The sequence below is a fragment of the Levilactobacillus spicheri DSM 15429 genome (genome assembly GCF_001435095.1).
Taxonomy (GTDB): Bacteria; Bacillota; Bacilli; order Lactobacillales; family Lactobacillaceae; genus Levilactobacillus; species Levilactobacillus spicheri.
The window spans coordinates 168,315-194,827 of record NZ_AZFC01000015.1 but is presented as its reverse complement, the minus strand read 5'-3'; the positions used below and the strand labels follow the sequence as shown (position 1 = coordinate 194,827).

Below are 26,513 nucleotides of genomic sequence, written 5' to 3'. Positions count from 1 at the left end.
ATTAATAACAAAAAAGCAGGTGACCCACCCTTGTCCGGAAAACCAACCATCAAAGACGTGGCGGCCCAAGCGGGTGTCTCAGAAGCGACCGTTTCGCGCGCCTTAAACCACAGTGACCAGGTCAAACCCGCGACCCAACACAAGATTCAGCAGATTGCCCAGCAACTCGGCTACCACCCCAACGGCCTGGCCCGCAGCATTCGCGTCCAACACACGCACACACTGGGCATGATCATCCCCGACATCTTAAACGCCTTCTTCACCCAAATCGTCCGGGCGGTCGAGGACGCGGCGGACGCCACCGGCTATGACGTCTTCATCGTGAACACCGACGAACACCTCGACCGGGAGTCCAAGGCCCTCAACCTGATGCTCGAAAAGCAGGTCGACGGCGTCATCATCGCCAGCGCCGGCGGCCCCACCAACTACGTCGAGTGGCTGGGCGGGACCCCCGCGGTCTTCGTCGACCGGATGCCCCCGGCCCTGATTGCCCGGCAATACGACCGGGTACTGGTCGACAACGTCCAGGCGACCCAGGCCGTTGTGACCCAGTTGATCAGGCGCGGCGCAAAACGTATCGGCATCATCAACAGCGCGGTCTCGGTCACCGCGACCGAACGGCTCCAGGGGTATCACCAGGCCCTGGCCGCGGCCGGTCGGCCCTTCGATGCGGCCATCGAGACGACGGCCTGGACCGACAACAGCAACGTGGCCCAGATGACCCGACAGTTGCTGGTCAACCAACAATGTGACGGCCTGTTCGCCGCCGACAACACCATCATGGACACCGTGCTCCACCGCATCCCCGAGCTCGACCTCGCGCCGTTTCAACTCGGCGGCTTCGACGACCAGGACTGGTTCGACTTTCTGCCGTACCACATCGTCACGGCCCAGCAACCCATCGTCCAGTTGGGCCAGACCGCGGTCGACCGCCTGATTGCCCAGATTACGCAACCGGACGTAGAACCCCAAGAATTTCGCTTACCGGCAACGATTGTGACCCACTAAGCCTTCTTAAACTGTTCCATGATGATACCAAGGCCAATTACCAGTCTTCAATTTACCGTTATTTTTAACGAAAGTTAACGTCATATAACCGCCCTTGTCGCCATAACTCTTTTTAATAATTCGACTAAAGCAATGAATCTTATACTTACCATGGCCTAGCGACTTGTACTTCAAATGCGTAAATAAAACTTTCGGCATATGTTGGTCCTGATTGGTCATCTTATTCGCGTAAATTTTCCGTTGACCCCAACCAGGCGTCCCTGAAGAAATACTTTTATGGCAGACCCAACTACCTCGAATTGCTTTTGGCGTCCCCTTGTGCCAAGTTGCCGCCTGGGCCGGCGTTGCTGACCCGATACCCAAAATACTAGTCACTAACATACACATCACTATTTTTTGCCCAATTTGTTTAGGTTTCATCTTATCACTTCATCTTCTTCGCTTTTACATCAATGTATTTTCAACATGCTTTAGTATACACAACCTCCGTGTCATAATATGGCATCTCCCCCAACCCTTCTTGAATTGATTCGCGTTAACTCTATTTATAATAGCCCTGATCAGAATTAGTCCTGTGTTTAGTGAACTAGTCGGCCGTAAACAACCAAGTTTCTGAAAATGTTGCGGAATGTTTAGGATGTGACATCGGTATCCCGAGAACCTATCTCACAAAAACCAATTAGTCCACCCAAGTTATTCCCTAGTTCTTTTCCAGACACTTCTAAGACCTCACCAAGGATATATCGGTGAATTTCACAACAGGAGCGAATCTTAGGCGGCTTCTAATCACTTTGAAAACCGTCTTTTGAATACTGTTGCCTGGTTTAGCTGCCACAACCATCACCATCAGCGCAACAGAGGCGACTTGATGGTCATGGTGAAATTGATGTTAGTCGCCGTTTCTCAGTCGGCTTACATCAAGGCCGAGCGCCGGAGACCTGCGTTTCTTGCAGGGCTTCGGCGTCGTGCCCACCATGACCATCTTGCTCGCCGGCATGGAGCACAATGATCGAACTCTTTACATGACAAAAAGCCGCCCAGCACCTGCTGGACGGCTTTTCGTCGTTTGAGTACGGTCTTTCATGAACGCTAGAGAATCTGGCAGAACTCAATCGTTTCGTGGTTCGGGCCCAAGATGTTAAAGAACCGAATCCCCTTGTCCCAGAAGGATGGGATGGATTGAATCTCGTCATTGACCAGGTCTAAGCCCTGTTCCTTAGCAGCGGCGAAGGCCTTGTCGACGTCCGTCGTGTTCAATGAAATGTGGTTGATTGCGCCAGCCTCAGGGTTGGTGGGATCACCTTCCCAGGTTTCGATGGTCAGGTTGTTCAACCGCATAAAGGCGCAGCGGTTCTTGCCATTTAAGAACAGTCCGGCTTGTTCGAAGCCTAAGCTTTTATAAAACGCAATCGTCTTGTCTAAATCGATGGATGGAATCCCCACGTGTTGAATCCCATCAATAAAATCAGCTACTGCCATGAGTTACTCCTCCTTAGGGGTGAAGTCCTGCCCCACATCCAGCGCTTGGTGCTTGAGGTGTGGGAATACGAGTTTATCGGCAATCCCGGTGATACTGCCCTGGGCCAAAAAGGCGAAGAGCGTGCCCAACCCGAAGTTGGTAAACTGCCGGGTGATCACCAGTGCCACGATGGCCATGATGGTCGGCGGGATGTAGGAAGCCCACATCGCCCGCGTCGCGTTGCCTTTGAAATAGCGGAAACGCAGAATCTGCATCAGGTCATCGGCCGGGTGCAACACCAGGTTGACCCGCTGGTAAATCGAGATTGCCGTGGCAATGAGCGCAACACCCAGGAAGTTCAGCGCGACGTAGAAGATCACCATGCCGGTGCTATGCGCGTCCGGCAACCCGGTGAAGAGCGCCGGATACTTCCCCTCGAAGAAGTCTTCGAAGATCTGGATCAGCGCGGAGAACGGCACCATGAAGACCATGTTACCGGCCACCCGTTTCCAGTCCCAGTGGTGAATCAGAATCGCGTTCAGCACCGAGGTCAAAAAGCCCATGATGAGAAACGCCCAGAAGAGGTTCCAGTGGAACGCCGTGCCCAGGTTGGCTTCCGCCGCCGACCAGTACGCGGCCCCTAAAAAGGACGGGTGAATCTTGGCACTGGTGACCAGCGTCAAGACGTTTCCAGCGGAGTTGATCACCAGCGACAGAATGAAGTAGGTCACCGCCCGCGACATCGAAATCGTCCGGTGGTTCTGCTGCGTCATCGTGGTCGCCTCACTTAAGTTGGATGTAGTTGCTACTTTCACATTAATCCCTTACCTTTACTATGCGGGAAACAACGGTTTACTTGTCGCCGCCGACCTTCACAACGGCCTTGCTGACACCCTTCACGTTGCCGTTCAAGACGTCTTCGACCTGTTCTAATTCGACTTCGTGACTGATCAACGGTTCAACGTTCACCTTGCCACTGGCCAACAGGGCAATGGAGTCCTTGAAGGAGTATGGGTTGATGAAGGAACCTTGGATGGTTAATTGCTTTTGGTAAACTTCGTACGTGTTCATGGAGAAGTGTTGGTCCGGCTTGCCGACACCAAACATCAGGACTTGGGCGCCCTTCTTAGTGGCTTCAACAGCTTGTTCCTGCGTTTGTGGCAGGCCAACGGCTTCGATCACAACGTCGTAGTCGGCAGGAATCTTGTCGCCCTTCGCCGTGTTGTAAATGTTCTTCACGTTGAACTTGTCCTTGTTCAAGTTGAGCTTCTCGTCCACGACACCGGCCAAGTCGACTTGGTGAACACCGTAAGCTTGCAACAATTGAACGAAGAGTTGACCCATGAAGCCATCCCCGATGACCAAGGCCTTTTGGTAAGGCGTCAACTTCAATAACTTGACCCCGTGAACCGCGCAGGAGATTGGTTCCGTTGTGGCCGCCGCCTTCAAGGAGACGTTGTCAGGAATTTGGTAAACGACGGAAGCGGGTGCTGTAAAGGACTTTTCCAACCCACCATCGCGGGTAACCCCCACGGCGGACAGGTGGTCACAGAGTTCTGGACGGTCCGTCAAGCAGTATTCACATTCGCCACAGTAGATGTTCGGGTCAACGGCTACCCGGTCACCGACCTTCACGTTGGTGACGTCAGCGCCAACCTTTGCAACGATCCCGGAGTTTTCGTGGCCCAGGACAATTGGTGGCACAGCATCGGCAGAGCCAGGAAGGCCGGCGTATAATGCCCGGTCCGTCCCACAGATGCCGGCGTAAGCGGTGTTGACCAATACTTCGTTGGACTTAACTTCTGGCGTTGGTAAATCTTGGATTTCAAACTGCTTGGTACCCGTTAAAACTAAGGCTTTCATAAATTAAAAACTCCTTTTATTAATTGATTAGCTTATTTATTGTATTCCCGTAAGGCTAAGGCGAAGTCCCCGAGAGTGGCGGACCCGTTCTCCTTGACCTTCGGCATGACGATGTAGTCGTTCAGATCACCGACGTCCACGTAGCCGTTCAACAGCTTGGCGAACTCGGCACGGACCTTTACCAGGAAGGGCTCGCTGACGACGCCCCCGCCAAAGACGATCTTGTCGGGCCGCAGCAGCAGCGTTTCCTGTAAGGCCGCTTGGGCCACGTAATAGGCCATGATGTCCCAGACGTGGTCGGTCAACGGCACGTCCTTGCCGGGCTTTCCCACCCGCGCATCGAACGTGGGACCACTGACCAGGCCTTCGAGGCAGTCACCGTGGAACGGGCAGATGCCGGGGAAGTCCAGGTCGTCGGGGTGGCGCTTCAAGCGCACGTGCCCGACCTCGGGGTGCCCCATACTGCCGACGAACTTACCATTAATGATGGCGCCGGCGCCTACGCCGGTCCCGATGGTGAAGTAGACCAGTGAGTCGACCTTTTCGTTGAACAGCGTGGACATCACGTATTCTCCGTAAGCCGACCCGTTCACGTCGGTCGTCCAGAAGATGGGAATATCAAAATCCTGCTTCATGCGACCCACGAAATCGGTGTTGGCCCACCCCTTCTTCGGCGTATCGGTAATGTACCCGTACTTGGGCGAGTTACGCCGCAGTTCGATGGGGCCAAACGATGAGATCGCGATGGCCTTGAGATCCGGAAACTTCTTGAAATAGGCAACGGTCTGGTCCAACGTTTCTTGCGGCGTGGTCGTTGGAATGCGAACCTTATCCAAGGTCCGATAATCCTCGTTGCCAACTGCGCAAACAAACTTGGTGCCGCCCGCTTCAATACTGCCTAATTGCATCGTTGCCACCTCCAGTGGTTGAGAGCCCCGAGCAAGCTCGGTCTCTTTTTGACTTAAATAAATTCGTGTTCGTGATTGATTTCATCACCTTTAAAACGCTTTCAGCATATCATCGAACGCCGACCTTGCCTACCCGTTTTCAGGGGGTGATTTTTCGTGAAAAGGGCAAGAAAACGGACGATTGTCAAAATGTAATCGATTACATTATCCCCACATTTTCTGATAACTTTCGGCCTTTTCATGGTGGCGGACCACCCAATCACGTGACGCGGGCCTCAACTCCCTTCTATATAATAAGTCTGATTATATTGATGATTACCACGCTTCACGCCGGCAGCAAGATGGCTGTTGGTGGGACGAGGTCGAAGCCCCGAAGTGCACGGGTCTCCAAAGCTCGGCATTGATGTAACCTGGCCAAGAACACCAGGTAACATCAATCTCACCACGGTCATCAAGTCGCCTCTGTTGCACTGACCTATGCGCTGATTCTCACCAGCAAAGTGAGGCAATGCCAACACTTACCTGAACTAACAAGTTACCGTTGTTGCCTGGCTTGAATGAACCGTCTACCTGCCGCTACTTTCGACGAGAGCGCTAGCTAGTTGTGTGTCTAGAAAAACTTCTTTTAATCTACTCTTCAACCGTTGCCGTTGTATCGCCCTTAATATCCGTTCCCACGTCCAGCGCTTGGTGCTTCAGCTTGGGGAAGATCGTCTTATCGGCGATTCCGGTGATGCCGCCCTGCGCCACGAAGGCGAAGATGGTTCCCAACCCGAAGTTGGTGAACTGGCGGGTTACGATGATGGCGACGATGGCCATCAGGGTCGGCGGAATGTAGGACGCCCACATCGCCTTGGCCGCTTGCCCCTTGAAGTAGCGGAAACGCAGGATCTGCATCAGGTCATCGGCCGGGTGCAGCACTAGGTTGACCCGTTGATAGATGGAAATGGCCGTCGCAATCAGCGCGACCCCCAGGAAGTTCAACAGGACGTAAAAGACGACCATCGGTAGGCTCCGTGCGTCCGGCAGACCGCCGAACAGGGTCGGATACTTTCCCATGAAGAAGTCTTCAAAGACCTGAATCAGTGCGGAGAACGGCACCATGAAGACCATGTTGCCAATGATCCGTTTCCAGCTCCAGTGGTGCATCAGAACGGCGTTTAAGACCGCCGTTAAGAAGCCCATGATGAGGAACGCCCAGAACAGATTCCAGTGAAAGGCGGTCCCCAGGTTTGCCTCGGCAGCCGTCCAGTAGGCGGCCCCGAGAAACGACGGGTGAATCTTGGCGCTGGTGACCAGCGTCAAGACGTTACCGGCCGAGTTAATGACCAACGAAAAGGCAAAGTAGGCGATTGCTTTGCCCATCGAGATGGTCCGCTGTGAACTCGGCGCAGCGGTTAAATCGGATGTTGCGTCAACTTTCATCGTGATGTCTCCTTCTCAATTATGCGGGTTGTCGGAACGGTCAAGGTAATGGTGATTTTAGGCACAATCTGTCGGCCAAGCGCCCCATCGCCAGCGTCCCCGGCAACTAAGAACGAGAATTAGTATAGCACCCGCTTATGCGAATTCTAGGGACTTTATCGTGCCTTGATTGATCGAAAATCCGGCAAATCCGCGTGGTTTTCTTGATGAAATCGATTGTATTTTTTCGTGATTTTTATCACATTAAAGATTTTCTCCAGTCGGTTCATTGCCGAAATTTCAAATTCGTGCTAAGCTAGCGTCAATTCATCAATCGCATAAATGGCTTTCTAGGGTTCCGCGACACGGTCGGTCTGGTCCGAGAGAAAGCCCCGGATCTTAGATTCGGCACACGGAAGGGAAAAAGCCTGGGAGATTTTGTCATCACGACAGAATTTCTCAGGCTTTTTCTAGGTTGCGATTCTTTAGGAGGAACTGATTATGCTCAAACATTGGTTATTGGTCGTCTGCGGGGCCGTCTTCGAGGTCTCGTGGGTCGTCGGCTTTAAGCACGCCGGGACTTGGTGGGAGTGGGGCTTGACCGCGGTGGCCGTCTACCTCAGCTTCTACTTCTTGATTGCCGCCAGCCGCCACCTGCCGGCCGGCACGGCCTACGCGGTCTTCGTGGGGCTAGGAACGATGGGGACCACCACGGTCGGCATGCTGGCCTTTGGCGAACCGATCAGCCTTATCAAAATCGGGCTGATTGCCCTGTTATTGATCGGTATCGGCGGGTTACAGACCGTCACGAAAGGAGCGTGAGACCCATGGCATGGCTTTTCCTCATCATTGCGGGCTTATGTGAGATGTTGGGCGTCACCTTCATGAACTGGGCCCTGCACCGGCACACGGTACGCCTGTGGACACTGATGATCCTGGCCTTCTGCGGGAGCTTCGGCTTCCTCGAGTTGGCCCTGCAGACGTTGCCGATGGGCACGGCTTACGCTATCTGGACCGGTATCGGGGCCGCTGGCGGGGTCCTGACGGGCATGCTGTTCTTCGGCGAGTCCCGGGACTGGCGCAAACTGCTCTGGGTCGGTGTCATTTTGGTCGCCACCGTGGGTTTAAAGTTGATTGCGTGATGGTTTCACCCCAAGGCCAGCGAGATGGCCTTTTCTTTTACGCGGAGAACCTTTAAAATGGGAAAATATGATCTGGGAACCCTCGCGATGATTGAAACAGACCGTACTGGACTAAAACAGTCGCTCCACGCCGGCGAGCAAGATGGCCGAGGTGGGCACGACTCCGAAGCCCTGCAAAGTTCGCAGGTCTCCGGAGCTCGGCCTTGATGTAATCTGGCACAAAACGCCAGATAACATCAATTTCACCACGGCCATCAAGTCGCCTCTGTTGCGCTAATATCGTCGGATATCAGCAACAGCCCCCGGCGTGATGACAACCTGCGGCTGCTTTATTGACCAATTCTTCTGATGACTACGAATACCATCAAAGGGGTTGCCTTAAACTAGTCCTCACAACTACCTAGTAGAAGCATCTAATTCACTAAACGAGCTTTCCATTCACAACGACCTAAATTCTGCCAAACGAAAGAGTTCACATACATTATGAATAAAAAAATTATCTCGGGTACCTTCTGGCTGTCCTTCGGGAGCATCGCGTCGCGTATCCTGGGCATCGTCTACCTGATCCCCTGGCTGTACATGATTGGGTCGCCCTACCACCAAACGGCCGCGCAGGCCCTGTTCAACACGGCCTACACCCCCTACGCGCTGTTCATCGCGCTGGGGACCGCGGGCTTTCCGTCGGCGGTCGCGCGCCGCGTCGCCTACTTCAACGGGAAGGATGAGCCGGAGAACGCCCGCCGTGTCGGGCACATTGGGTTTGCCGTGATGCTGCTGTCCGGGGTCATCTGCGGGGTGCTCCTCTACGGGCTGGCGCCGCTCATCGCCCGCAATAGTCCCGTTGCCTCCACCAACGACGCCATCATCGCCATCCGCAGCCTGGTGCCGGCCATCGTGATCCTCCCGTCCATGAGCGTCCTGCGGGGCTGGTTCCAGGGAAATTCCGACCTGAAGCCCTTTGGTATCTCCCAACTCTGGGAACAGTTCATCCGCATCGTGACCATCCTGGTCGGGACCTACCTGATCATCGAGGTCTTCGGCAACAATTATAAATACGCGGTTTTCGTCAGCGTCTTCGCCGCCTTCGTCGGGGCCGTCGCCAGTTACGCCTACCTCCTGAAGAAGTTGGCGGCGTACCGGCAGCCCACGACGTCCACGGCCAACCAGGCCAGCCGCCGCGACCTGCTGCGGATGATTCGGGTCATCGTGTACGAGTCCATCCCCTTCATCTTCGTGGGGTCCGGCATCACGCTGTGCCAGCTGTTCGACCAACTGTTCTTTAAGCAGATCATGCAGGGCGCGCTGCATTTCTCGGCCGTGCACACCCAGTACGCCTTCACCATCTTCTCGGCCAACCCCAACAAGATCACCACGGTGGTCGTCTCGTTGGCCATGGCGATCTCCGAAACGTCGCTGCCGCTGATTTCCAGCAAGATTGCCGACATCCAGGCCAACCGAACCGGCATCCAGCGCGACATCACGTCCAACCTGAACCTGATGGTCGTGTGCCTCCTGCCGGCCGTCCTAATGGTCTGCGCGCTGTCCTACCCGATCTACGGCATCTTCTTTAACTTCGACCGGCTGGGCGGGACCTACCTGATCTACAACGTCCTGCAAAGCTTCATCCTGGGCATGGCCATCAACGTCTTGACGGTGATGCAGGCCCTGCGGATGAGCAAACGCGCCACGGTGATTCTGCTGGAGGGGTTGGCCATCAAGCTGGTGCTCCAATACCCGCTGGTCTACCTCTGGCAGGGACTGGGGGCCATTCTGGCCACCGGCATCGCCTTTGGCTTCGTGCTCTACATGAGCGTGCGGGTCATCCGGCGGCACTACGCCCTGAACCTGCATAGCCTGAAAACGATTGGCCTGGTCAACCTGGCCTTTCTCGCCGTCATCCTCCTGATCACGGTGGGCATGCACCTGGTCTTCCCGCTGACCGAGCTGACCAGCAAGCTGGTCGCCATGGTCTACGTGGCGGTCTTCGGGCTGCTGTACCTGGCCATCTACCTGCTACTCATCAACCGCACCGGGCTGTCCGAGCAGCTGTTCCACAAGAAACTCGGGTATAAGTATTTCCGTTATAAGCATTTCGGGTAACCTCTTGAGCGTTGCCTTGGGAGTCATACGACAAAACAGGAAGATAACCCTCACGTCATCATTGAGGATTATCTTCCTGTTTTTGGATACCGCGGGGCGCCAACAAAAAACTATCCCCGCATGGCAGTACAGGGATAGTTCCGTAATCAAGTGTTATTTTGTATTTCGAAGAAGTGGTTGTGCTTATTTGGCGAGCTTGGCACCTTTATCGACGTAATAAAGGGACCCAATCTTGCCAGAAACGGCCAGTTTGCCGTTCTTGTAGGTCAACTTCGTCACGGAAGCGTTCTTTAACGGCGCCCCCGTGTAGTCCTTGGCCATGGTCGCCAGGTACTCGTTGATCGACATCCCGGAGCTCACGACTAAGACGTTCCCGCCGCCGTGGTTCTTGGTGGTCTTGGCAATCTGCTTCAGTTCCTTCGCCATCCGTTGTTGGACTTGGCGGGAACTTTCGGCGCGGTCACCGGCGGCCAGCGTGGTCTTTTGGCTGTTCTGATTGTCCAGCGTGAAGTAGGCGTCCTGGAGCTTGGTCCAGTAGTCCTTCCCCTGCTTGGCCATCATTTCGTTGCCGTCCTTGTACCCGTAGACGCCGGCGATCAGGGCGTTGTCGGTGGCGATGCTGTCACCTTCAAAACTCCCATAACCCCCTTCGCGCAGGTACTTGGAAATGTTGACCTTGACCTTGGCATTCCCCGAGTACTTCAGGGCGTGCTTGGCCGTGACCTCTTGGCGGGTCAGGTTCCCAGCGTAGGCGGCTTTAAAGGTCTTGCCCTTCAAGCCGCGACCCAGGTTGTTGGCAACCTGTAACCCGTTGCGGGTCAAGGGAAAATCGCTCCAACCTTGCACGCGGCCCATCACATTACCCGTGGTCTCGCCATGGCGGGTCAAATAGATGGTCACCGGCTTGGTCGTGGTTTTCTTCTTGGCCTGTGCGGTGGTCGTCCCAGCTAAGGCCAGCGCCCCGGTGGCAATGACTACCACACTCAGCGCGGTCTTGAGTGTCCGTCCTAACTGCATACTGTCTCCTCCTAAATATGTAAGTCGCAAGTGGTCTAGTTTTCAGTGATTGGCTGGTTTGCCGGTTTACTTCAAACGAAATCGCTTACATATTTAAACCTACCACACTCGATTATTTCTGACAACCCCTTATTTTATGCGATTAGTGGTTATTGGCTAAACTAGTTGCACCCTTTCTGAAAGCAATAGTTGGTTTGATAGAAATACTAATTGGTCTAGGTATGCATTTTGACTGTATAAATCGTATTAAGATCTTTATCCCCCGTTATTATTTTATTTATAAGTAATTTAGCTTGCGATTGATCCAAATCTGATTAGACTAAAGATGATTTAAAGTTATAGTGTAAACCACATTTTTATTCACATGTCATTCAGAGGAGGATGTTGTCATGTTGCTTGATTCAGGTCGTTTCCGGAACATCTTATTACCGTCTAAAGCCAGTAAAGTTGGGATATGTACGTCGCTTTTTCTATTTAGTCTGGGGTTAACCACCTCCCAGGCACACGCCGATACGCTTGATAAAACTACCCATTCAGAAGAAAACGTAACACCTTCCAAAAATGCGTCGCTCACCGCTAAAGTGGTGCCCCTCGCCCCTAAGTCGGCCCCGACGACCCCCACTCAGTCAGAAGTGACGCCCGCCACACGGTCTATAACGTCTGCCACGGACCAGTCACCACAACCCGCGCGCCCTCACCAGGGCCCAGCTGCACCAGCCACCACTCCGCAGGCAACTCCTGCTCAACCAGTCGTCCAACCACGGACCACGACCCCCACCACAATGACGAATCAGGACGCCAGTGTTTGGATGCCCGACCCCGTTTTACGTGAGTGGGTCAAGCAGTGTCTCGAACACCCGAAAGGAAACGACGCCCCACTCGATGACCAAATCACCGACGCCAACCTTTGGCAGCACACCGGTGACGTGCTCAATTTATCCGACCTCGATCACGCCATTTTAACCCCAGATCCTCATCGGGTGCCAAGCTACGATAATAATTGGCCCGCCGATCAGGATTATGATAATCCTAAGCATCCCCAGCCAGACATTCACGATACCGGTACAATCATGCATCCCGGTACCATTCACGACCTTAAGGGACTGGAACAATTCTCCAATCTCCAATCATTTACAATCAGCCAGCTGGTACAGAAAGACGTGTCTGTTGCCAGTGGCAATAGTAACGGTGACCCCATTTTTTCTAATGAAGCGTTGACCCTCACCCCGCAAGCCTTACTTAATTATCTCGATTATCTCAATACTCCCAACCACAAGATGGGGCTCTCCGCTAATCTGACCCACTTTGAACTCGGAAGTGCCGAAAGCCTCAATTGGAATATCTCCGCTTCCGACATCGTCAATCGGCTCCTATGGCACAGTCCTAAGTTATTCAATCTAACGCTCTCGGGACTGGGGTTAACCGGCGAAATGCCAGATGTTTCCGGTTTTTCACACCTGCATCAGCTTATTTTGAGCCACAATCGCTTAACCGGTACCCTCGATTCCCTGCCAGCTCTCGGAACCGGTCCCTATAATTCCTTCGATTCCCAGGCACCCAAACTGTATCTTAATGATAACCAGTTCACCGCCATCACCGCCTCGATTCCTAAAAACGTCAACTTTACCTGTGATGGCAATCATTTGCAAACTTTTATCCGTAGTAACGATGATGCGTACATCGTTACCTCCGATGGTCAAAATATTGACCTGGGAACGTTAACGACTTCCGCCCAATCGCCGAGTATCGACCTGACCCAACTGATTAAAGACCATTTTAAAGGCATCCAAACGGTCCAATCAGATACACAAAATAACGACATGGCCCCCACGGCCCCACACGATCCCCAGTCTTCAAAAGCCGGCCAGTTAACCACCCCCGTTGCCATTACCTTAATGCCCATTCAAACTCCCCTTCTTTCTGACGCTCTAACCTCCCACCCTATTTTTCTTCATCAGGAACAGGACTCATTTGCCGACTCTGATGTCTCCATTGGGACCGATGATAACGGCGACGGCTCTTACCACGCACCCTATACCGACCGCGACGGTGATCAGCAATTTAAGTTAGGCATGGATCCTAAGCATCCCAGCATTCTATCCACGCTCACGGCTTCTAAAAAAACGCCTTCCGATTTTTATTGGTTTACCGTTGCCCCTGCCCCGTCTGATGGCAGTTTCACAGAAACCTTCACCTTCACCCTCGACAACCAAATGAATCCCCGGCCCATCACGCCACCGACGCCGGTCGATCCCGAGAACCCGGACATCCCCACGCCACCAACGACCCCGACGGTGCCCGTGACGCCCGCCCCGCAACCCGAAGACCCAACGCCCGTTCAACCGGTCCAGCCCGCACCCAGTCAACCGACGCCCCAACCCCAGACCGCTGGGCAAGGTGACCATGGAACGACCGCTACGAAACCCGGCCGACCAGCCGGCCAGGGGGCGACCATCACGCCGCAACGGCCCCGGCCAACCACTCCACGGCCGCAGCGGTCACACCCCCGCACCGTGGCACTCCGGCGCACGTCCCGCCACGCGACCGCACTGACGCGTTCATCCCGCGTGCCCCAGTCGGTCGCCCAGCTCCCGCAAACGAACGAATCAACCGCTCACCGGCTGCAGCTGATCAGCCTGGGCCTCCTGACGCTGACCGGCGCCCTGCTTTGGCGGAAACGCTCCTAACGCCGCCCGCGTCAGTACTCCATCAAAACCGTTTCGGAGACATCTCGCAATTACTAAAAAAACAGGAAGGAACTTCTCCAATCGAGAGGTTTCTTCCTGTTTGCGTTTCTTCAGGTGGTGCCAACGGCTGCTAACCGCCCTTGGCCACCCGTTCGTTTTTCATCAATCCGTCGGTGCCGTGACCGCCATCAGCGTTTCCGCCTGGCCGTTCACGTCGATGTGCACGCTCGGGCCGCTGATCAGCTGCACGTGGGTCTCATCCGGCTTCAAGTCAACCTGCAAGACGCTCTTGCCGACCGTCAGCCGGTAGGTCAGCGCCGTCAGTTCCTGCGGCAGGTGGTTACTGATGTGGACCACCCCGTGATCGACGTAGAACCCGGAGAAGCCGGCGACCAGCGCCAGCCACGAGCCCCCCAGGTTAGCCAGGTGCAGCCCGTCCGCCGTGTTCTTCTGCAGGTCGACCAGATCCATCCGCGCCGTATCCATGAAGTAACGGTAGGCCTTCTCGGTGTCCCCCAGCCGCGCCGCCAGGATACTGAAGATCGACCGCGACAGCGAGGAATCGTGCGTGGTGACCTGTTCGTAGTAGTCGTACTCGCGCTCAAGCTGGTCATGGGTCAGGTCCTGCGGGAACAAGTAGTCCGCCAGCATGGTATCGGCCTGCTTGGCGATCTGGTACCGGTAAATCGTCAGCGGGTGGTAGTGCAGCAGCAGCGGGAAGTTGTCCGGCGCCATCCGGTCTTCCGGCCAGCGCGGCTTACTCAGGAAGCTGTCGTCCTGCGCGTTGATCTGGTACTGCTGGCTGTACGGCAGGTAAATGTGGTCGGCGATGTCCTGGAAGTGCTCCAGGTCGGCCGGCGTCACGTTGAACGCCATCAGCCGGTTCGGGTCGTGCTTGGCCAGTTCCGCGGCCAGCTTGACCACCAGCTCCAGGTTATGCTTGGCCATCCGGTTGGTGTAGTAGTTGTTGTTGACCAGCGCCGTGTACTCGTCGGGGCCGGTGACTGTCAGAAATTCGAAGCGCTTGGTCTTGGCGTCGAGCTGGTGCCAGGCCCCGAAGTCGACCCAGAAACGCGCCGTTTCCAGCACCATTTCAAAGCCGCACTGGGAGATGAAGTCCCAGTCGCCGGTCACGTCGTAGTACTTGCCCACGGCGTACGCAATGTCGGCGTCGATGTGGTACTGCGCCGTGCCGGCCGGGTAGTAGGCCGAGGCCTCCTCACCGTTGATGGTCCGCCAAGCAAACAGCGCCCCGTGGGCCACCCCCATCTCCCGGGCGCGGTCCCGCGCCTGGGGCAGCACCTGGTAACGGTACTGCAGGAGCTGCCGCGCCATCTGCGGGTGTGTGTAAATGAAGTACGGCAACATATACATCTCGGTGTCCCATAAGTAGTGACCCTCGTAGCCGGAGCCGCTGAGTCCCTTGGCCGGGATGTCCGTTCGGCCGTCCCGCCCGGCGGACTGGTTCAGCTGGAAAATGTTGTAGTGGATCGCCAGGTCGAGCTCCGGATTGCCGCCGACGCTGACCTCACTGTGGCGCCAAATTTTGCCCCAGAATTCGCGGTTGTCGTCTTCGAGTTCCTCCAGCGACGCCGCCAGGACCGGCACGATGGGGTCGATGGTGTTGTGGCGACTGACCACGCCCACGTAGGCCTGATAGTCCAGCGCGTGCGGCTGGCCGTCGCTGAGGTCGACCCGGTAATTCAACAGACTCCCGCCCGGCGTGGCCATCTGCAGGTGCAGGGTCACGGCCAGCTGTGAGGCCTTGGTCTGAATCTGATAGCGCTGCGTGTTCGGCGCCGTGAAGTCGGTCTTGCAGTCGGGAATCCCGGCCATCCGGGTCTTCCGCGGGTCAGCGGAGGCAATCTCTTCGGCCGCGGCCGGCACAGCGATCGACTTGCTGACCACCAGCGGGCCGGCGTAGTTATCGGCCGCCAGCGTGTAGCGAATCGCCCAGAAGCTGTCGCGGTTCTGTCCGATCACGGATTCCACGGTGAGCTGGATGGTCTCCCCCTGTTGCGAGCTGGCCTGGTACTGTTCCGTTAAGACGCCCGTATTCAGGTTCAGGTCGGCCGCCAGGCGTTTGCTGGTGGTAAACGGGTGCCCGTTGAGCGTGCTGATGCTCAAATGCCGCAGGTCGGCCAGGTTCACGATGGTCTGGTGCAGCTTGGCGTAACCGAAGCCGCCTTCCCCGTAGGTAATCGGGGCGGTCTCGTAGAAGCCGTTGATCAGGGTCCCACTGATGGGGTTGCCGCTGATGGGATCGTTGGCCCGGACGCCGAAGTGCCCGTTCGCCAGGGAAAAGATGGTCTCCAGGTATTCCGGCTGGTGGCCCCCCACGTCCTTTAAAGTTAAGTGATAATCGCGTGTCGTCACAAGAAAAACCTCCCTAAGTGCTGCTTATGCCGTTTTTAGATACTAGTTCACATGTCGCGCTGGTTGATCTCACGTAGCAGCAATCTAGATGATGGGCAATTGCCCCGTCATTGATTTATCACCACTACGGCGCGTTAAGCTCACGCTCGCTTTTATCAACCAGCAGGACACATCCTGGTTCGAACCTCATTTTGAGGATTGGTGCCAGTGCTCCCCACAATTCTAGTGCCTCGAGCACCCAAAGTTAACCGGGGGCGCCACCGTTAGCGAAACAGAGGCGACTTGCTAGTCGTGGTGAAATTGATGTAACCTGGCGTTTTGGGCCAGGTTACATCAAGGTCGAGCTCTGGAGACCACGGGTTTTGTGGGCTTCAGAGTCGGGCCCACCTCGACCAGCTTGCTCGCCGGCGTGGAGCGCCTGTCACCGTCTATCCATTCCTAAATCAATCCCGCCGCCATCTTCAAGGCGTCCTGGACGGCCGGGACGTTGCCGGTGAAGTTCAGGAAGGCGTGACTCAAGCCGCCATAACGGAGGTAATTCGCGTCGTCGTTGGCCTGACCCACCCGGTCGATGAAGGCCTCGGACTGGAGCCGGAACGGGTCGAACTCCCCGATCAGGATCGACGTGTTTTTGAAGATCGCCGGGTCCGCCAGGAAGGGCGAGATCAGCGGCGCCGTCAGGTCGTAAGGCTGGTGGTTCATGTAGTAGTCGCTCATGATGGTGTCGAGCTGTTCGAAGAGCTGGTAGAACCGGTGCAGCGCCGTCCGCTGACTGGCCACGACGGGGATCTTGGTGTCGTCCCAGAGTGGTCCCTCGTGGTCCGACCCCTGGATCAGGGTCGGGTAAAACAGGATGTGGCTGCGGATCTCGCAGATGCCCATCAGCCGGCAAAGCTGACTGACGGCCAACGCGATGGAGGCCCCGGCGGAGTCCCCACTCACGGAGATCTGGCTGTGCTTGGGCGCCAGCTGCTCGATCACCGCCAGGCCGTCCAGAATCGCGGCCGGGTAGGGTTGCTCGGGCGCCAGCGCGTAGTCGACGTTGTAGACCACACAGTTGGCCTGTTCCGCCAAGTAGCGCATGGCGGTCATCACGTCTTCCGGCGTCCCCCCGTAGTAGGCCCCGCCGTGAAAGTAGACCAGGACCTGGTCGGAACCCAGGTGGTCCATCCGGGCGATCCGAATCGCCCGCACCCGCCGGTTCATCGCCACGATCTGGCGCATCTGAACCTTCATCGGTACGGTGGTCAGGTCGCGTTGCCCCGACGTTTCGGTCCCCTGACGCAGGCTGGTCAGGTCCGGACTCAGCTGCGGATTCTCCGGCAGGTCCTTCACCGTGTCCCAGATCAGCGGTTCGTAGGTGTGGGCCGGCTGGCGGTCCTTGAACCAGGACGTGACCCCGGCCTGCAGCTGACTGACCGGGAGCTTTCCCAGCCGGGTCAGTTCCGCCTCGTAATCAGTCGACCGCTGGGCCGTGGCGTCGTTAATAATCGATTCTTTTGTCATGTCAATAACCTCCCCCGAGATGGTGCGTGTGTTTATTGGTCGCGCCAGAAATCATTTAGATTCCAGAGGCGCGTCAACCAGTCAAGTTGTTGCGGGAACCAGTGGGCCACGTGGGGCTGGACGAAGGCGGCGCCGAAGTCAGGGTCGGCGGGGTCGAAGCTCCGCGGAAACGCCGTGACCGGGCGGGCCAACGCCAGACCGTGGGGTCCTTGGTCGTAGATGGTGCTGTGGACCGGTACGCCGGCCCGTTCGAGTGCTTGGACGTAGTGTTGGGTGTTGGTGACCGGGACCAGTTCATCGGTCTGGGTCGCCCAGATAAAGGTCGGCGGGTTCTCCCCGTTCACCAGCTGGTCGGCCTCGTGATACGGCCAATCGCCGACGATGGCGGCCCGCTCACGCGCGGTCGGGGGCCAGCCCAACCGCAGCCCAATCACCGGGTAGGCCAGGCCCACCGCGTTGACTTGCAGGTCCGCGCGGGTCACCCCGACGGCCTGGGTCAGGAAGGGCGCGGCCCACTGATCGGCGTAGAGCGCCGTCACGTAGCCTCCCGCTGAGAACCCGGCCAGGAGAAATTTATCCGGCGCCAGGTGGTACACCACGGCGTTCTTCCGGAAGTAGGCGACCACCGTGCCCACCTGATAGAGGGCGCGGGGCAGGACCGGCGGCTGGTCGGCCAACTGGTAGTCGACCACCACGGCCGCAAACCCCTGCGCCAGGTAGTTCAGCGCGATGATCTCGCTTTCCCGTTGCGAGTAGAAGGTAAAGCCCCCACCCGGTAAAATGATGGCTAACGGTCGACGTTGAATCACGTGCAGGTCGGCAATCGGGGCCGGCTCATAAAAGGTGACCGTCACCTGATTATCGGCGGCCCCCAAGGTTAATTTAGAGATTTCCATCGCTCAAGTCCTCGTCCGATTCATCATCGGCCACCGCGGAGTCCGCGGTGACGGCGGTGTCGGTCGTTTGTGCCTGTTCGGCCGCCCGCTTTTCCGCTGCGGCGGCTTGGGCCTTGACCTCGGCCGCGACTTCGGCTTCGTCCAACTTGTAGAACTGCAGGATCACGCAGATAGCCACCGCGATCACGATTGGAATCCAGATGAAGCTGGCGCTAATGGCGGACAGAGCCTTGGCGTCCTGAATCTTGGCGCTGGCCTGGAAACCACCCCAGGACAGGATCATCCCGGACAGGAAGCCACCCAGTCCCATGCCCAGCTTGGCGCCGACCATTGGAACGGAGGACAGGATTCCCGGTTCGTCGATTCTTAATTTCAACCGTGAGTACTCAACGGTGTCAGCAATCATCACGAAGGAGATCGAGAAGGCGGCCCCCATGGCGATGGTCGAGATGATCATCCCCGTAAAGAGCGGAATCATACTCCCGGAGCTGAGCCCCAGCGGCATGATGGCCTCCCCCACGGCAAAGCCCAGTAAAGCGACCACCATGACGTTCCGGTGCTTCATGAACTTGCTTAAGAGTGGCACGGACAGGTTCCCGATGACCGCAACGATGATCAGACCGTTAAACAGGCCGATCATGTCGGTCCGCCGGTAGACGTAGGTCAGGTAGTAGACCGCCGTTTGCATCCGGATGACCCAGAAGGTCTGTAAGAGAATGAAGCCGATACTCAAAAGGACCCACGGTGTGTTCTTGGCGGCGCCCTTCAGGGATTCGCCGACCGATAAATGACTCTTGATGTGGTTGGCTTCGTCAACCGCGGTGTTGTCCACGGCGTTGTGTTCCCGCAGGTTCGCAAAGGCCCCGAAGAACAGCAACATGATGACGACCCCGATGATGGCGGCCCAAATCGTCCAGCCGAGCTTGGTGTTGCCTCCGCCCAGCTTGGCCACCATCGGTAGGGAAATCGCCCCGATGACAGCGGTTCCAATATTGGTCATGACCATCCGGGCGCTGGCGAGGTTGGTCCGCTCGTCAGGGTCGGAGCTCAGACTCGGCAGAATCGCCGTGATCGGCGTGTTGGCCCCGGAGTAGACCAGGCTAAATAGCGTGTAGACCAGGGAAATCCAGGCCAGTTGGAAGGCTTTGTTGCCCCCAAAGGTCGGATTGAAGAACAGCAGCATGGTCAGAATCCCCAGCGGTACCCCGAACCACAGGAAGTAAGGCCGCGACTTGCCGTACTTCGAATGGGTGTGGTCGATCAGGTAGCCGTACACGACCCCATCAAAGGCATCGATCACCCGGACCACCAAGAACAGCGTCCCCACGAAGGCTGGCGAGATGCCCAGCACCGTGGTGTAGTAGAACAGTAAGTAGAGTCCGACGATCTGCCAAATGAGGTTACCGGCCATATCCGTCGCCCCATAGAAGATCCGTTGTTTCCAAATTTGTACTTTACTCATATGAAACACCCTCCCCCGTTAAAGTGGGTTAATGATTGGAGAATAACAATATAATTGAAATCGCTTTCATGTATTCAATATAATCGCTTACCCTCTAAACGGTAATCCCACTATTTGACGTTTAACTTACCTTTTATAACTCTCTTACCCATTTAACCCAATTTTGAATTAAGTCACAAATATAAACGGTTTTTTTACCCCGTTTGCGTGTCCGGCCTAACTAACTGTGCCCGCTGATGGTTGAGCCACGCCACCAACCGGGACTTTTCATGGCCCGTTTAATCATTTGTTGAACTAACTGACGACGCCATAAAAAAGGCGCACCCATTTGCTGAGCACGCCGGATACTAGTGTTATTTAACGTTTCTAATTAGCTGTTACGAATGGTAGGCTTTGTCCAAAGCCACCTTGTCCTGGTGGCTGATGTTGGCGTAGCGGTTGGTCGGGTACATCACGCTCTTGCTGCTCTTCGAGTGGCTGAGCCCCAAAGCATGGCCCAGTTCGTGGGTCGCCACGTTCATCCGTTGGGTCTTGGTGTACTGAAAGCTGGTCAGCAGCCCCCGGTTCAACGTCGACGTCGCCGAAACGATCTCGTTATCTTCCTCTTTATGGACGTACGAGTAATTGGTGTAACCACTCAGTAAGCCCGTCTTAGTGCTGAGCGAGGCGCTGGATTCCAGTACCACGTCGGCCTTCTTCACGGACGACACGGCCTTGAGCTTGACGATGCCGGTTCGGTTCCACTTCTTGACCGCCGTCTTCCAGACGCTCCGGTAGTACTTGGAGGAGCCGTCGTAGGTGTAGGTGATCTTGGTGGAGTCCCAGTGGCCCCAGGAAGGGGTCTTAGCGGCCGCAGCCGCGGAAGTCGTGGTCAGACCGAGAAAGACCGCCACCGTGAGGCAGGCCACTAGCAATGTCGTCTTGAATCCGTGAATAATAATCAGCACTCGCTTTCCGTTTCTTGATGTTCTCTAGTATGAGAGCAAAAGGAGAAGCGTAGCATGCTCATTATTAGCGGTGTGGATAATTCTACCACTCCATTTAGGGCGATGTGGGGTAATTCTGGTGTTTTTTTCTGTAAATGGAAGGTACGAGAAGTCTTGATTTACCGGCAATCCGTTCTATCACATGATAAGTCATTGTCAATTTGGTCACTTTTTTCAGCCAATTTTCAGTGCTGACATTCATTTTTGAAAGCACCTTTGTCCGACGTCCCTTGCCGAACATACCGACCCGAACGACGGCCTGAGGACCCGCCACTGATCGTTATGCTGTTATCGCCCGATAATTAAGCTGTGACGCCATTCGATGGTGCAGAAGTCGGCTATCGTGCAACGAACATTAAGCTGATTTTTTTTAGTCTTGTTCATCCGTATACAATTATTCATTTTTGATTTATCCGTGAAATTCGGACATAAGTTCGTAAATGAGCAGTCTCTCATTTAACTCAAAGTCTTCTTATAAAAGCCGTTATTATGGTAATTTAATTGGATTAACCAATTAAAACTCACAATTGAACATTTGTAGTGTGGACTAAATAATCAAAGCATGTTATGCTTAATGCAATTAATGGGACTAAATAATTCGTCTCGATTGGTTTTGCCATAAACCCGAACTTTACCAGCCATAAAGGAGGAGCTTATCCATGACTTTATCAGAAATGAAAGCGGTTACTAAGAAACGTTCTTGGTTATACCTGAGCACCGCCGCCCTGACCCTCTCGCTCATGACCCTGAACGGGACCACGGCCCAGGCCGACACCAACGAGGCCCCGGCAGCGGACAACCAGGCCCAAGCCAGTGACGCCAGTGCCACGCCCGCCAAAGAGGTGACCCTGACGACCGGGAGCACCGAGACCAGCGAACCAGCGGCGGAAGAAACGACCCCGGCGGCCACCCCGGAAGAGACCACCGGTAATGAAACAGCGACGCCGGAGGAGACCACCAACACCGATCCCGTCACGAACGATACTGACGAGACCACGGGCAACGGCGACCAGGCCACGGGCAACGACGTGACGCCGGGGAACGCAACGGACGGTTCCGACACGACCGAAACGGGGACAGATACGAACACGGACACGACTGGCAACGATGATGTCCAAACCCCGGATCCGGAAACGCCTGATACCACGACTAATGCTGAAACGGATGAGGACACCGTCACCGAACCGACTGGTGACGAACCGACCGATCCAATGGCAGAAGCCACCAACGATGCCCTCACCCAGGACGATACCGAAACCACGACGCCCGCCCCGAGTTTCCGGGCGGCAGCCGTTCCAACCAGCGCGCCCGTCCTATTCGCGGCGGATGATGAGACCATTGATGATTGGATGCCGAACAAGCTTCTCCAGCAATGGATTCTCAAGGCCTTACAGGGACTGAAGGGCCAGAGCAAGACCTGGAATAGCGTCGCTGACATCACCAAGGAAGACATGGCACTCCTGGATTCGCTCTCCAACAACGAAACCCATATTGATGGGAAAACATCCTACTCATTGCAGGGGCTAGAATACGCCGTTAATTTAACGTACCTGTCGCTTAACGCGGGATTGAACTCCCCGTCCGGGTACTACTACGGGGACGTGACGGACTTAACTCCGTTAGCTGGATTGACCAAGCTCGAGACCCTGTACATCTCCAACAACCGGGTCAGCGACGTATCACCCTTAGCCAACCTGACGAACTTAAAAATGTTAGAAGCGACGTTCAACCACATTTCGGACTTCTCAAGTCTAAAGAACATTCCTAACCTCGATGTGTCTTATGGCCACCAGTTCATCCTGTTGCCACCCGTTTACGTCAGCAAAACCGACCGGACTGCGCACATCCCCGCCATGTTGTACTTGGCCGATGGAACCCAAGTAGCGCTGGCCCCAGCTCAACAAGTCGGCGAACCGGTTCAGTTAACGCCTAGCTTCCAGTTCTATTACAGTTGGTACTTCAACGGTGGTACTGCAACGTCCGATGGCAATAACGGCTTGAATTTCACCGATATTCCGGACCAAAAGCCGGGCATTACCGGTGAATACAACGGCGCTACTGTGGTGCCAGTCGATGACTATTACTACCTAACCGGCAAATACCTGTACAATGACAACGTTCAGTTTGCAATCGTTCAACCGTATATCCTGGCCGACACCGCCGCCAGCGTCACCGTCCACTACCAAGATGAGGACGGGAACCCGATTGCGGACGACGTGGTGCTCGACAACGGCCACATCGGCGAGACCTACACCACCGAACAAAAGGACCTCGACGGGTACACCTTCAAGGAAGTTCAGGGGAACCCGACCGGTGAATTTACCGACCAGCCGCAGGAAGTGACCTACGTCTACACGGCCAACGTCACGACCGGCACGGTCACCGTCCACTACGAAACTGAGGACGGCACGGTCATCAAGGATCCGCATCAGCTCACCGGGGACATCGATGACACCTACACCACCACGCCCGAGGACATCGATGGCTACAAGCTGGTCACCACGCCGGCCAACGCCAGCGGGACCTTTACCAAGGGCAACATCGACGTGACCTACGTTTACGCCCCGATCTCGACCGGGACCGTCACCGTCCACTACGTCGACACGTCCGGGAATATTCTGAGTACCGCGACCCAGAGCAGCGGCGAAGAGGGCACGGACTACACCACCACGCCAATCACCATTAATGGTTACACCGTTTCCCAAACGCCAAGCAACGCGAGCGGCAAGTACACCGCCGGCAACATCGACGTCACCTACGTCTACGTCCAAACGAACACGGGCGGCGGTGGCGATGGTGGCAACGGGGGTGGCGAGACCCCCGGTGGTGGTGACGGCGGTAACGGGGGCGGCGAAGTCCCTGGCGGTGGCGATAACGGCAACAACGGTAACAACGGCGGTGGCGACGTCAGCGGTGGGGACGGCGACGGGGTCGATCCCGACACCCCAACGCCGCCAACCACTCAACCGAGCCAGCCGGATACTGACCTCTCTACGGGCGGTAACGCAGCGACTGGCACGCCAAGCACCAATGGTCAGGCAGCCAAACCGGGCCGGGTAACGTCCCTCAACACCGGTTCAGCCGCGGCCAAGGCAACGCCAACCACGACCAAGGCGGCCATTACGCCGAACGCGGCGACGACCCTGCCACAGACCAACGAGCAACACCGGTCGACCAGCGCCGTCGGTTGGATCCTCCTCGGTTTCACCAGTTTAGGCGCCCTCCTCTTCCGGAAACGGAAGTCATAACCTTTCACAGCAGTCGCTCCTGGTCGGGAGCGGCTGTTTTTTGTCGCTAAGTTTAGCAGAACGACCAAAGGATCAGGTTCCCGGCTAGAAACATGGGGGCCGTGATTTCTGCGCCGTCCCCCTTCCCTCAGAACCCGTTTTTTGAGTGATATCGATGACTTTTAAAGGGAGTTAAGAGATGCTATATTATGTACCCAAAGGGAGCTGAGTAAATGAAGCATTTAGAGGTCCCCACGCGCACTATCAATGATTTAAAACGGTCACCCCAAGCGGTCTTTGAGCAAGCTCAAGCCGCTGATACTGGCATTTACATCCTTAACCACACTACGCCAGCTAGCGTGGTTCTATCGGTTACTGGTTATGAGAACCTCGTGAAGAAAAAAGAAGACCTGCAAGACCAGCTGTTTGACTTAGAAGCGTTGGCACGTAAAAGTCACGGTGGTCCAACCTGTACCGATGAACCAGTTTGCGGCCACGCCTTAGCGAATGCTCAACCCAAAATCAACCCGCAGGATGGCTGGGAGTAGCTTATGACCCGTGATTCTTGTTGCGCAACGACCACCCTCCAGGAGGCAATGATGACGACTATTTTATTTGACGACTATTTAAATGATCGGTTAAAGGATCCGCAGGAACGCCAGCTCTTTGAAGCGGCCAGCGTGAAGTTTGACGTGGGCTACCAGCTGTATCAAGCCCGCCAAACAGCCGACCTATCGCGCCAGCAGTTGGCCCAAAAGGTGGGGCTCACCGCTGACGTCATCGGTCAAATCGAGCAGGGAAACGAGGTCCCGTTAAGGACTTTACAGCGTGCCGCCGGTGGCTTAGGCCTCAAAGTCACCGTGAGCTTGGAACCACGTCCTTAAGAGTCAGACTCAGCTAACCAGCTGAGTCTTTTTTGCCCATCGGCATTAAAAAAGACCTGGGACAAGTCCCAGATCCGCTTTCGTTTCATCATATGGTGCTTAAAACCCATGATTCAATTTTAGCTTAGTTATTTGCTTACGCTCCCCCACTTCAACTCACTATTCAGCGGTTGGCGCTTCTTCTTGAACCCGCCGTTCGGCTAATTCTTCAGTTACGACTGGTTCATGCTTTTCCCACTTACGGTAGAAGACCATACACAGTGCGCTAAATGCATAAACAATCACGGGAACCCAAATAAACGTGAAGTTAATGGCAGATAAACTTTCAGCCGTTTGAACCGCTTTGGCTGCCGTAAATCCAAATGCTGCCAGAATTCTTGCAGCAATGAAGGACCCAATCCCCGATCCCATCTGGATACAGAACGACGCACCCATGGCAGTTAAGAACCCATTGGCTCGAATGCCGTTTTTCCATTCACCAAAATCAACGGTATCGCCGACCATCGAGAAGAACATGGTCATCGCCGAACCGGAACCAATGCAGGCCAGACTCCAACCAATTAACGCTGAGGTGACGTTGGTTCCTGCCATTCCAATCCAGACTTGTCCCACCATAGTCATGGCCAACATCAAGATTGTCGTTCCCCATTTATGTAAGTACTTAACAACAAAGGGGACTGAGGCCATTCCCAATATTTGAATAATGGAAAATCCATTAAAAATTGAAATCAAGTTTTTATTACCCAGATTGTATTGGAAGTAATACGGTAACGCCGCGTTACGTGCGGAATAAGCCGTCCACAATAGTAAGTTTGCCGCAACGATCAAGACCCATGGCCAGTTATTTTTAGTGGCCTTAAGACTTTCTCGAATCGTCACAATCTTTTCTTCACCGATATTCTTTTCGCGCATATCCAAGAAAGCAATCATTAAAACAATAAACGCGATAACCGCATACAACCCAACGGCCAAGGACCAACCACGCCGTTCATTACCATTTCCCAGTACCGACGCCAATGGCATCACAAACGTGACGGCAAAGAAGTTCCCAACATTCCCTAAGACCATCCGAATTGAGTTGGCTGAGGTCCGCTCGTCAGAATTGGCTGAAAGGTTCGGTAAAACGGACGTGATGGGCGTCGACAACGCCGTGTAGGTTAATTCTGCAATGATGTACATTGCCCCGGCATAGATGATTTTTGCCGTACCACCCAGCGAAGGAGTTGTAAACAGCAACCAAACCGAAATGGTGAATGGCAATGCCATCCAAAGGAACCACGGTCGGTTTTTCCCGTATTTACTATGCGTGTGATCGACCAAGACCCCCATGACAGGCGCCCCCAAGGCATCGATAAACCGTCCTAAGAGGAGTAACGCCCCGGCGGTCCCCACCGCTAGTCCAAAAACGTTGGTGAAGAAGTACAGCATGTAGGAGCCAACCAACGTATACAGCAAATTCCCTGCCATGTCGGTGAACCCATACGTCAATTTTCTGTGAAATGGTAATTTGTCGCTGGCAAGCATTGCCTGAGCAGCAGCAACGTTTTGGTCCGTATTATTCGAACTCATTTTAAAAACCTCCATTTAC

21 protein-coding genes and 1 riboswitch are annotated in these 26,513 nt (G+C 55.2%); of the genes, 8 read left to right on the top strand and 13 right to left on the bottom strand.

Going from position 1 to position 26,513, the window contains the following annotated elements:
* The first annotated feature begins 30 nt into the window (after positions 1 to 30).
* Positions 31 to 1,008 carry a LacI family DNA-binding transcriptional regulator gene (locus tag FD37_RS04740; RefSeq protein ID WP_056963827.1) on the top strand — a complete coding sequence of 326 codons (978 nt, stop codon included), beginning with the start codon at positions 31 to 33 and terminating at the stop codon, positions 1,006 to 1,008.
* 6 nt (positions 1,009 to 1,014) lie between these two features.
* Here the strand turns inward: FD37_RS04740 and FD37_RS04735 are convergent, their stop codons facing one another.
* The 6 genes from FD37_RS04735 to FD37_RS04710 form a co-directional block, all read right to left on the bottom strand.
* Positions 1,015 to 1,428 (bottom strand): hypothetical protein, encoded by a 414-nt coding sequence (locus FD37_RS04735; RefSeq protein WP_056963825.1) that lies wholly within the window; start codon positions 1,426 to 1,428, stop codon positions 1,015 to 1,017.
* Positions 1,429 to 2,097: 669 nt separating this feature from the next.
* Positions 2,098 to 2,487 (bottom strand): VOC family protein, encoded by a 390-nt coding sequence (locus FD37_RS04730; protein ID WP_045807615.1) that lies wholly within the window; start codon positions 2,485 to 2,487, stop codon positions 2,098 to 2,100.
* A 3-nt stretch (positions 2,488 to 2,490) separates the two neighbouring features.
* The gene (locus FD37_RS04725) at positions 2,491 to 3,240 is read right to left on the bottom strand and encodes a DUF6198 family protein (RefSeq protein ID WP_056963823.1); all 750 of its coding nucleotides are present in this window, start codon (positions 3,238 to 3,240) and stop codon (positions 2,491 to 2,493) included.
* Between the two features lie 79 nt (positions 3,241 to 3,319).
* Positions 3,320 to 4,330 carry a zinc-dependent alcohol dehydrogenase family protein gene (locus FD37_RS04720; RefSeq protein ID WP_045807617.1) on the bottom strand — a complete coding sequence of 337 codons (1,011 nt, stop codon included), beginning with the start codon at positions 4,328 to 4,330 and terminating at the stop codon, positions 3,320 to 3,322.
* Between the two features lie 32 nt (positions 4,331 to 4,362).
* Positions 4,363 to 5,238: a fructokinase ScrK gene (scrK, locus tag FD37_RS04715; protein WP_045807618.1), complete on the bottom strand. Its 876-nt coding sequence runs from the start codon at positions 5,236 to 5,238 to the stop codon at positions 4,363 to 4,365.
* A gap of 630 nt (positions 5,239 to 5,868) precedes the next feature.
* Positions 5,869 to 6,663 carry a DUF6198 family protein gene (locus tag FD37_RS04710; RefSeq protein ID WP_056963822.1) on the bottom strand — a complete coding sequence of 265 codons (795 nt, stop codon included), beginning with the start codon at positions 6,661 to 6,663 and terminating at the stop codon, positions 5,869 to 5,871.
* A 318-nt stretch (positions 6,664 to 6,981) separates the two neighbouring features.
* Positions 6,982 to 7,079: riboswitch (guanidine-I (ykkC/yxkD leader) on the top strand.
* A 64-nt stretch (positions 7,080 to 7,143) separates the two neighbouring features.
* Here FD37_RS04710 and FD37_RS04705 point away from each other — a divergent pair.
* The 3 genes from FD37_RS04705 (at position 7,144) to FD37_RS04695 (ending at position 9,884) form a co-directional block, all read left to right on the top strand.
* Positions 7,144 to 7,464, top strand: coding sequence for a DMT family transporter (locus FD37_RS04705; protein ID WP_056963820.1), 321 nt, complete (start codon positions 7,144 to 7,146; stop codon positions 7,462 to 7,464).
* Between the two features lie 5 nt (positions 7,465 to 7,469).
* Positions 7,470 to 7,784: a DMT family transporter gene (locus tag FD37_RS04700; RefSeq protein ID WP_045807621.1), complete on the top strand. Its 315-nt coding sequence runs from the start codon at positions 7,470 to 7,472 to the stop codon at positions 7,782 to 7,784.
* A gap of 483 nt (positions 7,785 to 8,267) precedes the next feature.
* Positions 8,268 to 9,884, top strand: coding sequence for a putative polysaccharide biosynthesis protein (locus tag FD37_RS04695; protein WP_056963818.1), 1,617 nt, complete (start codon positions 8,268 to 8,270; stop codon positions 9,882 to 9,884).
* 183 nt (positions 9,885 to 10,067) lie between these two features.
* On the opposite strand, the gene FD37_RS04690 is transcribed toward FD37_RS04695, so the two are convergent.
* Positions 10,068 to 10,901, bottom strand: coding sequence for a histidine phosphatase family protein (locus FD37_RS04690; protein WP_056963817.1), 834 nt, complete (start codon positions 10,899 to 10,901; stop codon positions 10,068 to 10,070).
* A gap of 782 nt (positions 10,902 to 11,683) precedes the next feature.
* On the opposite strand from FD37_RS04690, the gene FD37_RS04685 reads away from it, so the two are divergent.
* Positions 11,684 to 13,588, top strand: a complete 1,905-nt coding sequence (locus FD37_RS04685; RefSeq protein WP_147007752.1) for a leucine-rich repeat domain-containing protein — start codon at positions 11,684 to 11,686, stop codon at positions 13,586 to 13,588.
* A 162-nt stretch (positions 13,589 to 13,750) separates the two neighbouring features.
* Here the strand turns inward: FD37_RS04685 and FD37_RS04680 are convergent, their stop codons facing one another.
* From FD37_RS04680 to FD37_RS04660, 5 genes are all read right to left on the bottom strand, one after another.
* A complete protein-coding gene (locus tag FD37_RS04680; protein WP_056963813.1) occupies positions 13,751 to 15,964 on the bottom strand; it encodes a glycoside hydrolase family 65 protein in 2,214 nt (737 codons plus the stop codon).
* A 438-nt stretch (positions 15,965 to 16,402) separates the two neighbouring features.
* On the bottom strand, positions 16,403 to 17,470 hold the full coding sequence (locus FD37_RS04675; RefSeq protein WP_225436321.1) for an alpha/beta hydrolase fold domain-containing protein: 1,068 nt from the start codon (positions 17,468 to 17,470) through the stop codon (positions 16,403 to 16,405).
* 32 nt (positions 17,471 to 17,502) lie between these two features.
* Positions 17,503 to 18,366 carry an alpha/beta hydrolase gene (locus tag FD37_RS04670; protein WP_052957219.1) on the bottom strand — a complete coding sequence of 288 codons (864 nt, stop codon included), beginning with the start codon at positions 18,364 to 18,366 and terminating at the stop codon, positions 17,503 to 17,505.
* On the bottom strand, positions 18,353 to 19,828 hold the full coding sequence (locus FD37_RS04665) for an MFS transporter (RefSeq protein ID WP_082078050.1): 1,476 nt from the start codon (positions 19,826 to 19,828) through the stop codon (positions 18,353 to 18,355). The genes FD37_RS04670 and FD37_RS04665 overlap by 14 nt, the downstream gene beginning before the upstream one ends.
* A 377-nt stretch (positions 19,829 to 20,205) precedes the next feature.
* On the bottom strand, positions 20,206 to 20,775 hold the full coding sequence (locus tag FD37_RS04660; RefSeq protein WP_225436322.1) for a matrixin family metalloprotease: 570 nt from the start codon (positions 20,773 to 20,775) through the stop codon (positions 20,206 to 20,208).
* 698 nt (positions 20,776 to 21,473) lie between these two features.
* Here FD37_RS04660 and FD37_RS04655 point away from each other — a divergent pair.
* From FD37_RS04655 to FD37_RS04645, 3 genes are all read left to right on the top strand, one after another.
* Positions 21,474 to 24,062, top strand: a complete 2,589-nt coding sequence (locus FD37_RS04655) for a MucBP domain-containing protein (RefSeq protein WP_056963811.1) — start codon at positions 21,474 to 21,476, stop codon at positions 24,060 to 24,062.
* Positions 24,063 to 24,274: 212 nt separating this feature from the next.
* Positions 24,275 to 24,589: a type II toxin-antitoxin system Phd/YefM family antitoxin gene (locus tag FD37_RS04650; RefSeq protein ID WP_056963809.1), complete on the top strand. Its 315-nt coding sequence runs from the start codon at positions 24,275 to 24,277 to the stop codon at positions 24,587 to 24,589.
* A gap of 51 nt (positions 24,590 to 24,640) precedes the next feature.
* Positions 24,641 to 24,925, top strand: coding sequence for a helix-turn-helix domain-containing protein (locus tag FD37_RS04645; protein WP_056963807.1), 285 nt, complete (start codon positions 24,641 to 24,643; stop codon positions 24,923 to 24,925).
* A 159-nt stretch (positions 24,926 to 25,084) separates the two neighbouring features.
* On the opposite strand, the gene FD37_RS04640 is transcribed toward FD37_RS04645, so the two are convergent.
* Entirely contained in the window at positions 25,085 to 26,494 is a 1,410-nt protein-coding gene (locus FD37_RS04640) for an MFS transporter (RefSeq protein WP_056963805.1), read from the bottom strand.
* Positions 26,495 to 26,513 lie beyond the last annotated feature (19 nt).

Excerpts from the sequence above, each read along its gene's own strand:
- FD37_RS04735 (WP_056963825.1), bottom strand. The coding sequence starts at position 1,428 with ATGAAACCTAAACAAATTGGGCAAAAAATAGTGATGTGTATGTTAGTG.
- FD37_RS04730 (WP_045807615.1), bottom strand. The coding sequence starts at position 2,487 with ATGGCAGTAGCTGATTTTATTGATGGGATTCAACACGTGGGGATTCCA.
- FD37_RS04725 (WP_056963823.1), bottom strand. The coding sequence starts at position 3,240 with ATGACGCAGCAGAACCACCGGACGATTTCGATGTCGCGGGCGGTGACC.
- FD37_RS04720 (WP_045807617.1), bottom strand. The coding sequence starts at position 4,330 with ATGAAAGCCTTAGTTTTAACGGGTACCAAGCAGTTTGAAATCCAAGAT.
- scrK (WP_045807618.1), bottom strand. The coding sequence starts at position 5,238 with ATGCAATTAGGCAGTATTGAAGCGGGCGGCACCAAGTTTGTTTGCGCA.
- FD37_RS04710 (WP_056963822.1), bottom strand. The coding sequence starts at position 6,663 with ATGAAAGTTGACGCAACATCCGATTTAACCGCTGCGCCGAGTTCACAG.
- FD37_RS04705 (WP_056963820.1), top strand. The coding sequence starts at position 7,144 with ATGCTCAAACATTGGTTATTGGTCGTCTGCGGGGCCGTCTTCGAGGTC.
- FD37_RS04700 (WP_045807621.1), top strand. The coding sequence starts at position 7,470 with ATGGCATGGCTTTTCCTCATCATTGCGGGCTTATGTGAGATGTTGGGC.
- FD37_RS04695 (WP_056963818.1), top strand. The coding sequence starts at position 8,268 with ATGAATAAAAAAATTATCTCGGGTACCTTCTGGCTGTCCTTCGGGAGC.
- FD37_RS04690 (WP_056963817.1), bottom strand. The coding sequence starts at position 10,901 with ATGCAGTTAGGACGGACACTCAAGACCGCGCTGAGTGTGGTAGTCATT.
- FD37_RS04685 (WP_147007752.1), top strand. The coding sequence starts at position 11,684 with ATGACGAATCAGGACGCCAGTGTTTGGATGCCCGACCCCGTTTTACGT.
- FD37_RS04675 (WP_225436321.1), bottom strand. The coding sequence starts at position 17,470 with ATGACAAAAGAATCGATTATTAACGACGCCACGGCCCAGCGGTCGACT.
- FD37_RS04670 (WP_052957219.1), bottom strand. The coding sequence starts at position 18,366 with ATGGAAATCTCTAAATTAACCTTGGGGGCCGCCGATAATCAGGTGACG.
- FD37_RS04665 (WP_082078050.1), bottom strand. The coding sequence starts at position 19,828 with ATGAGTAAAGTACAAATTTGGAAACAACGGATCTTCTATGGGGCGACG.
- FD37_RS04655 (WP_056963811.1), top strand. The coding sequence starts at position 21,474 with ATGACTTTATCAGAAATGAAAGCGGTTACTAAGAAACGTTCTTGGTTA.
- FD37_RS04650 (WP_056963809.1), top strand. The coding sequence starts at position 24,275 with ATGAAGCATTTAGAGGTCCCCACGCGCACTATCAATGATTTAAAACGG.
- FD37_RS04645 (WP_056963807.1), top strand. The coding sequence starts at position 24,641 with ATGACGACTATTTTATTTGACGACTATTTAAATGATCGGTTAAAGGAT.
- FD37_RS04640 (WP_056963805.1), bottom strand. The coding sequence starts at position 26,494 with ATGAGTTCGAATAATACGGACCAAAACGTTGCTGCTGCTCAGGCAATG.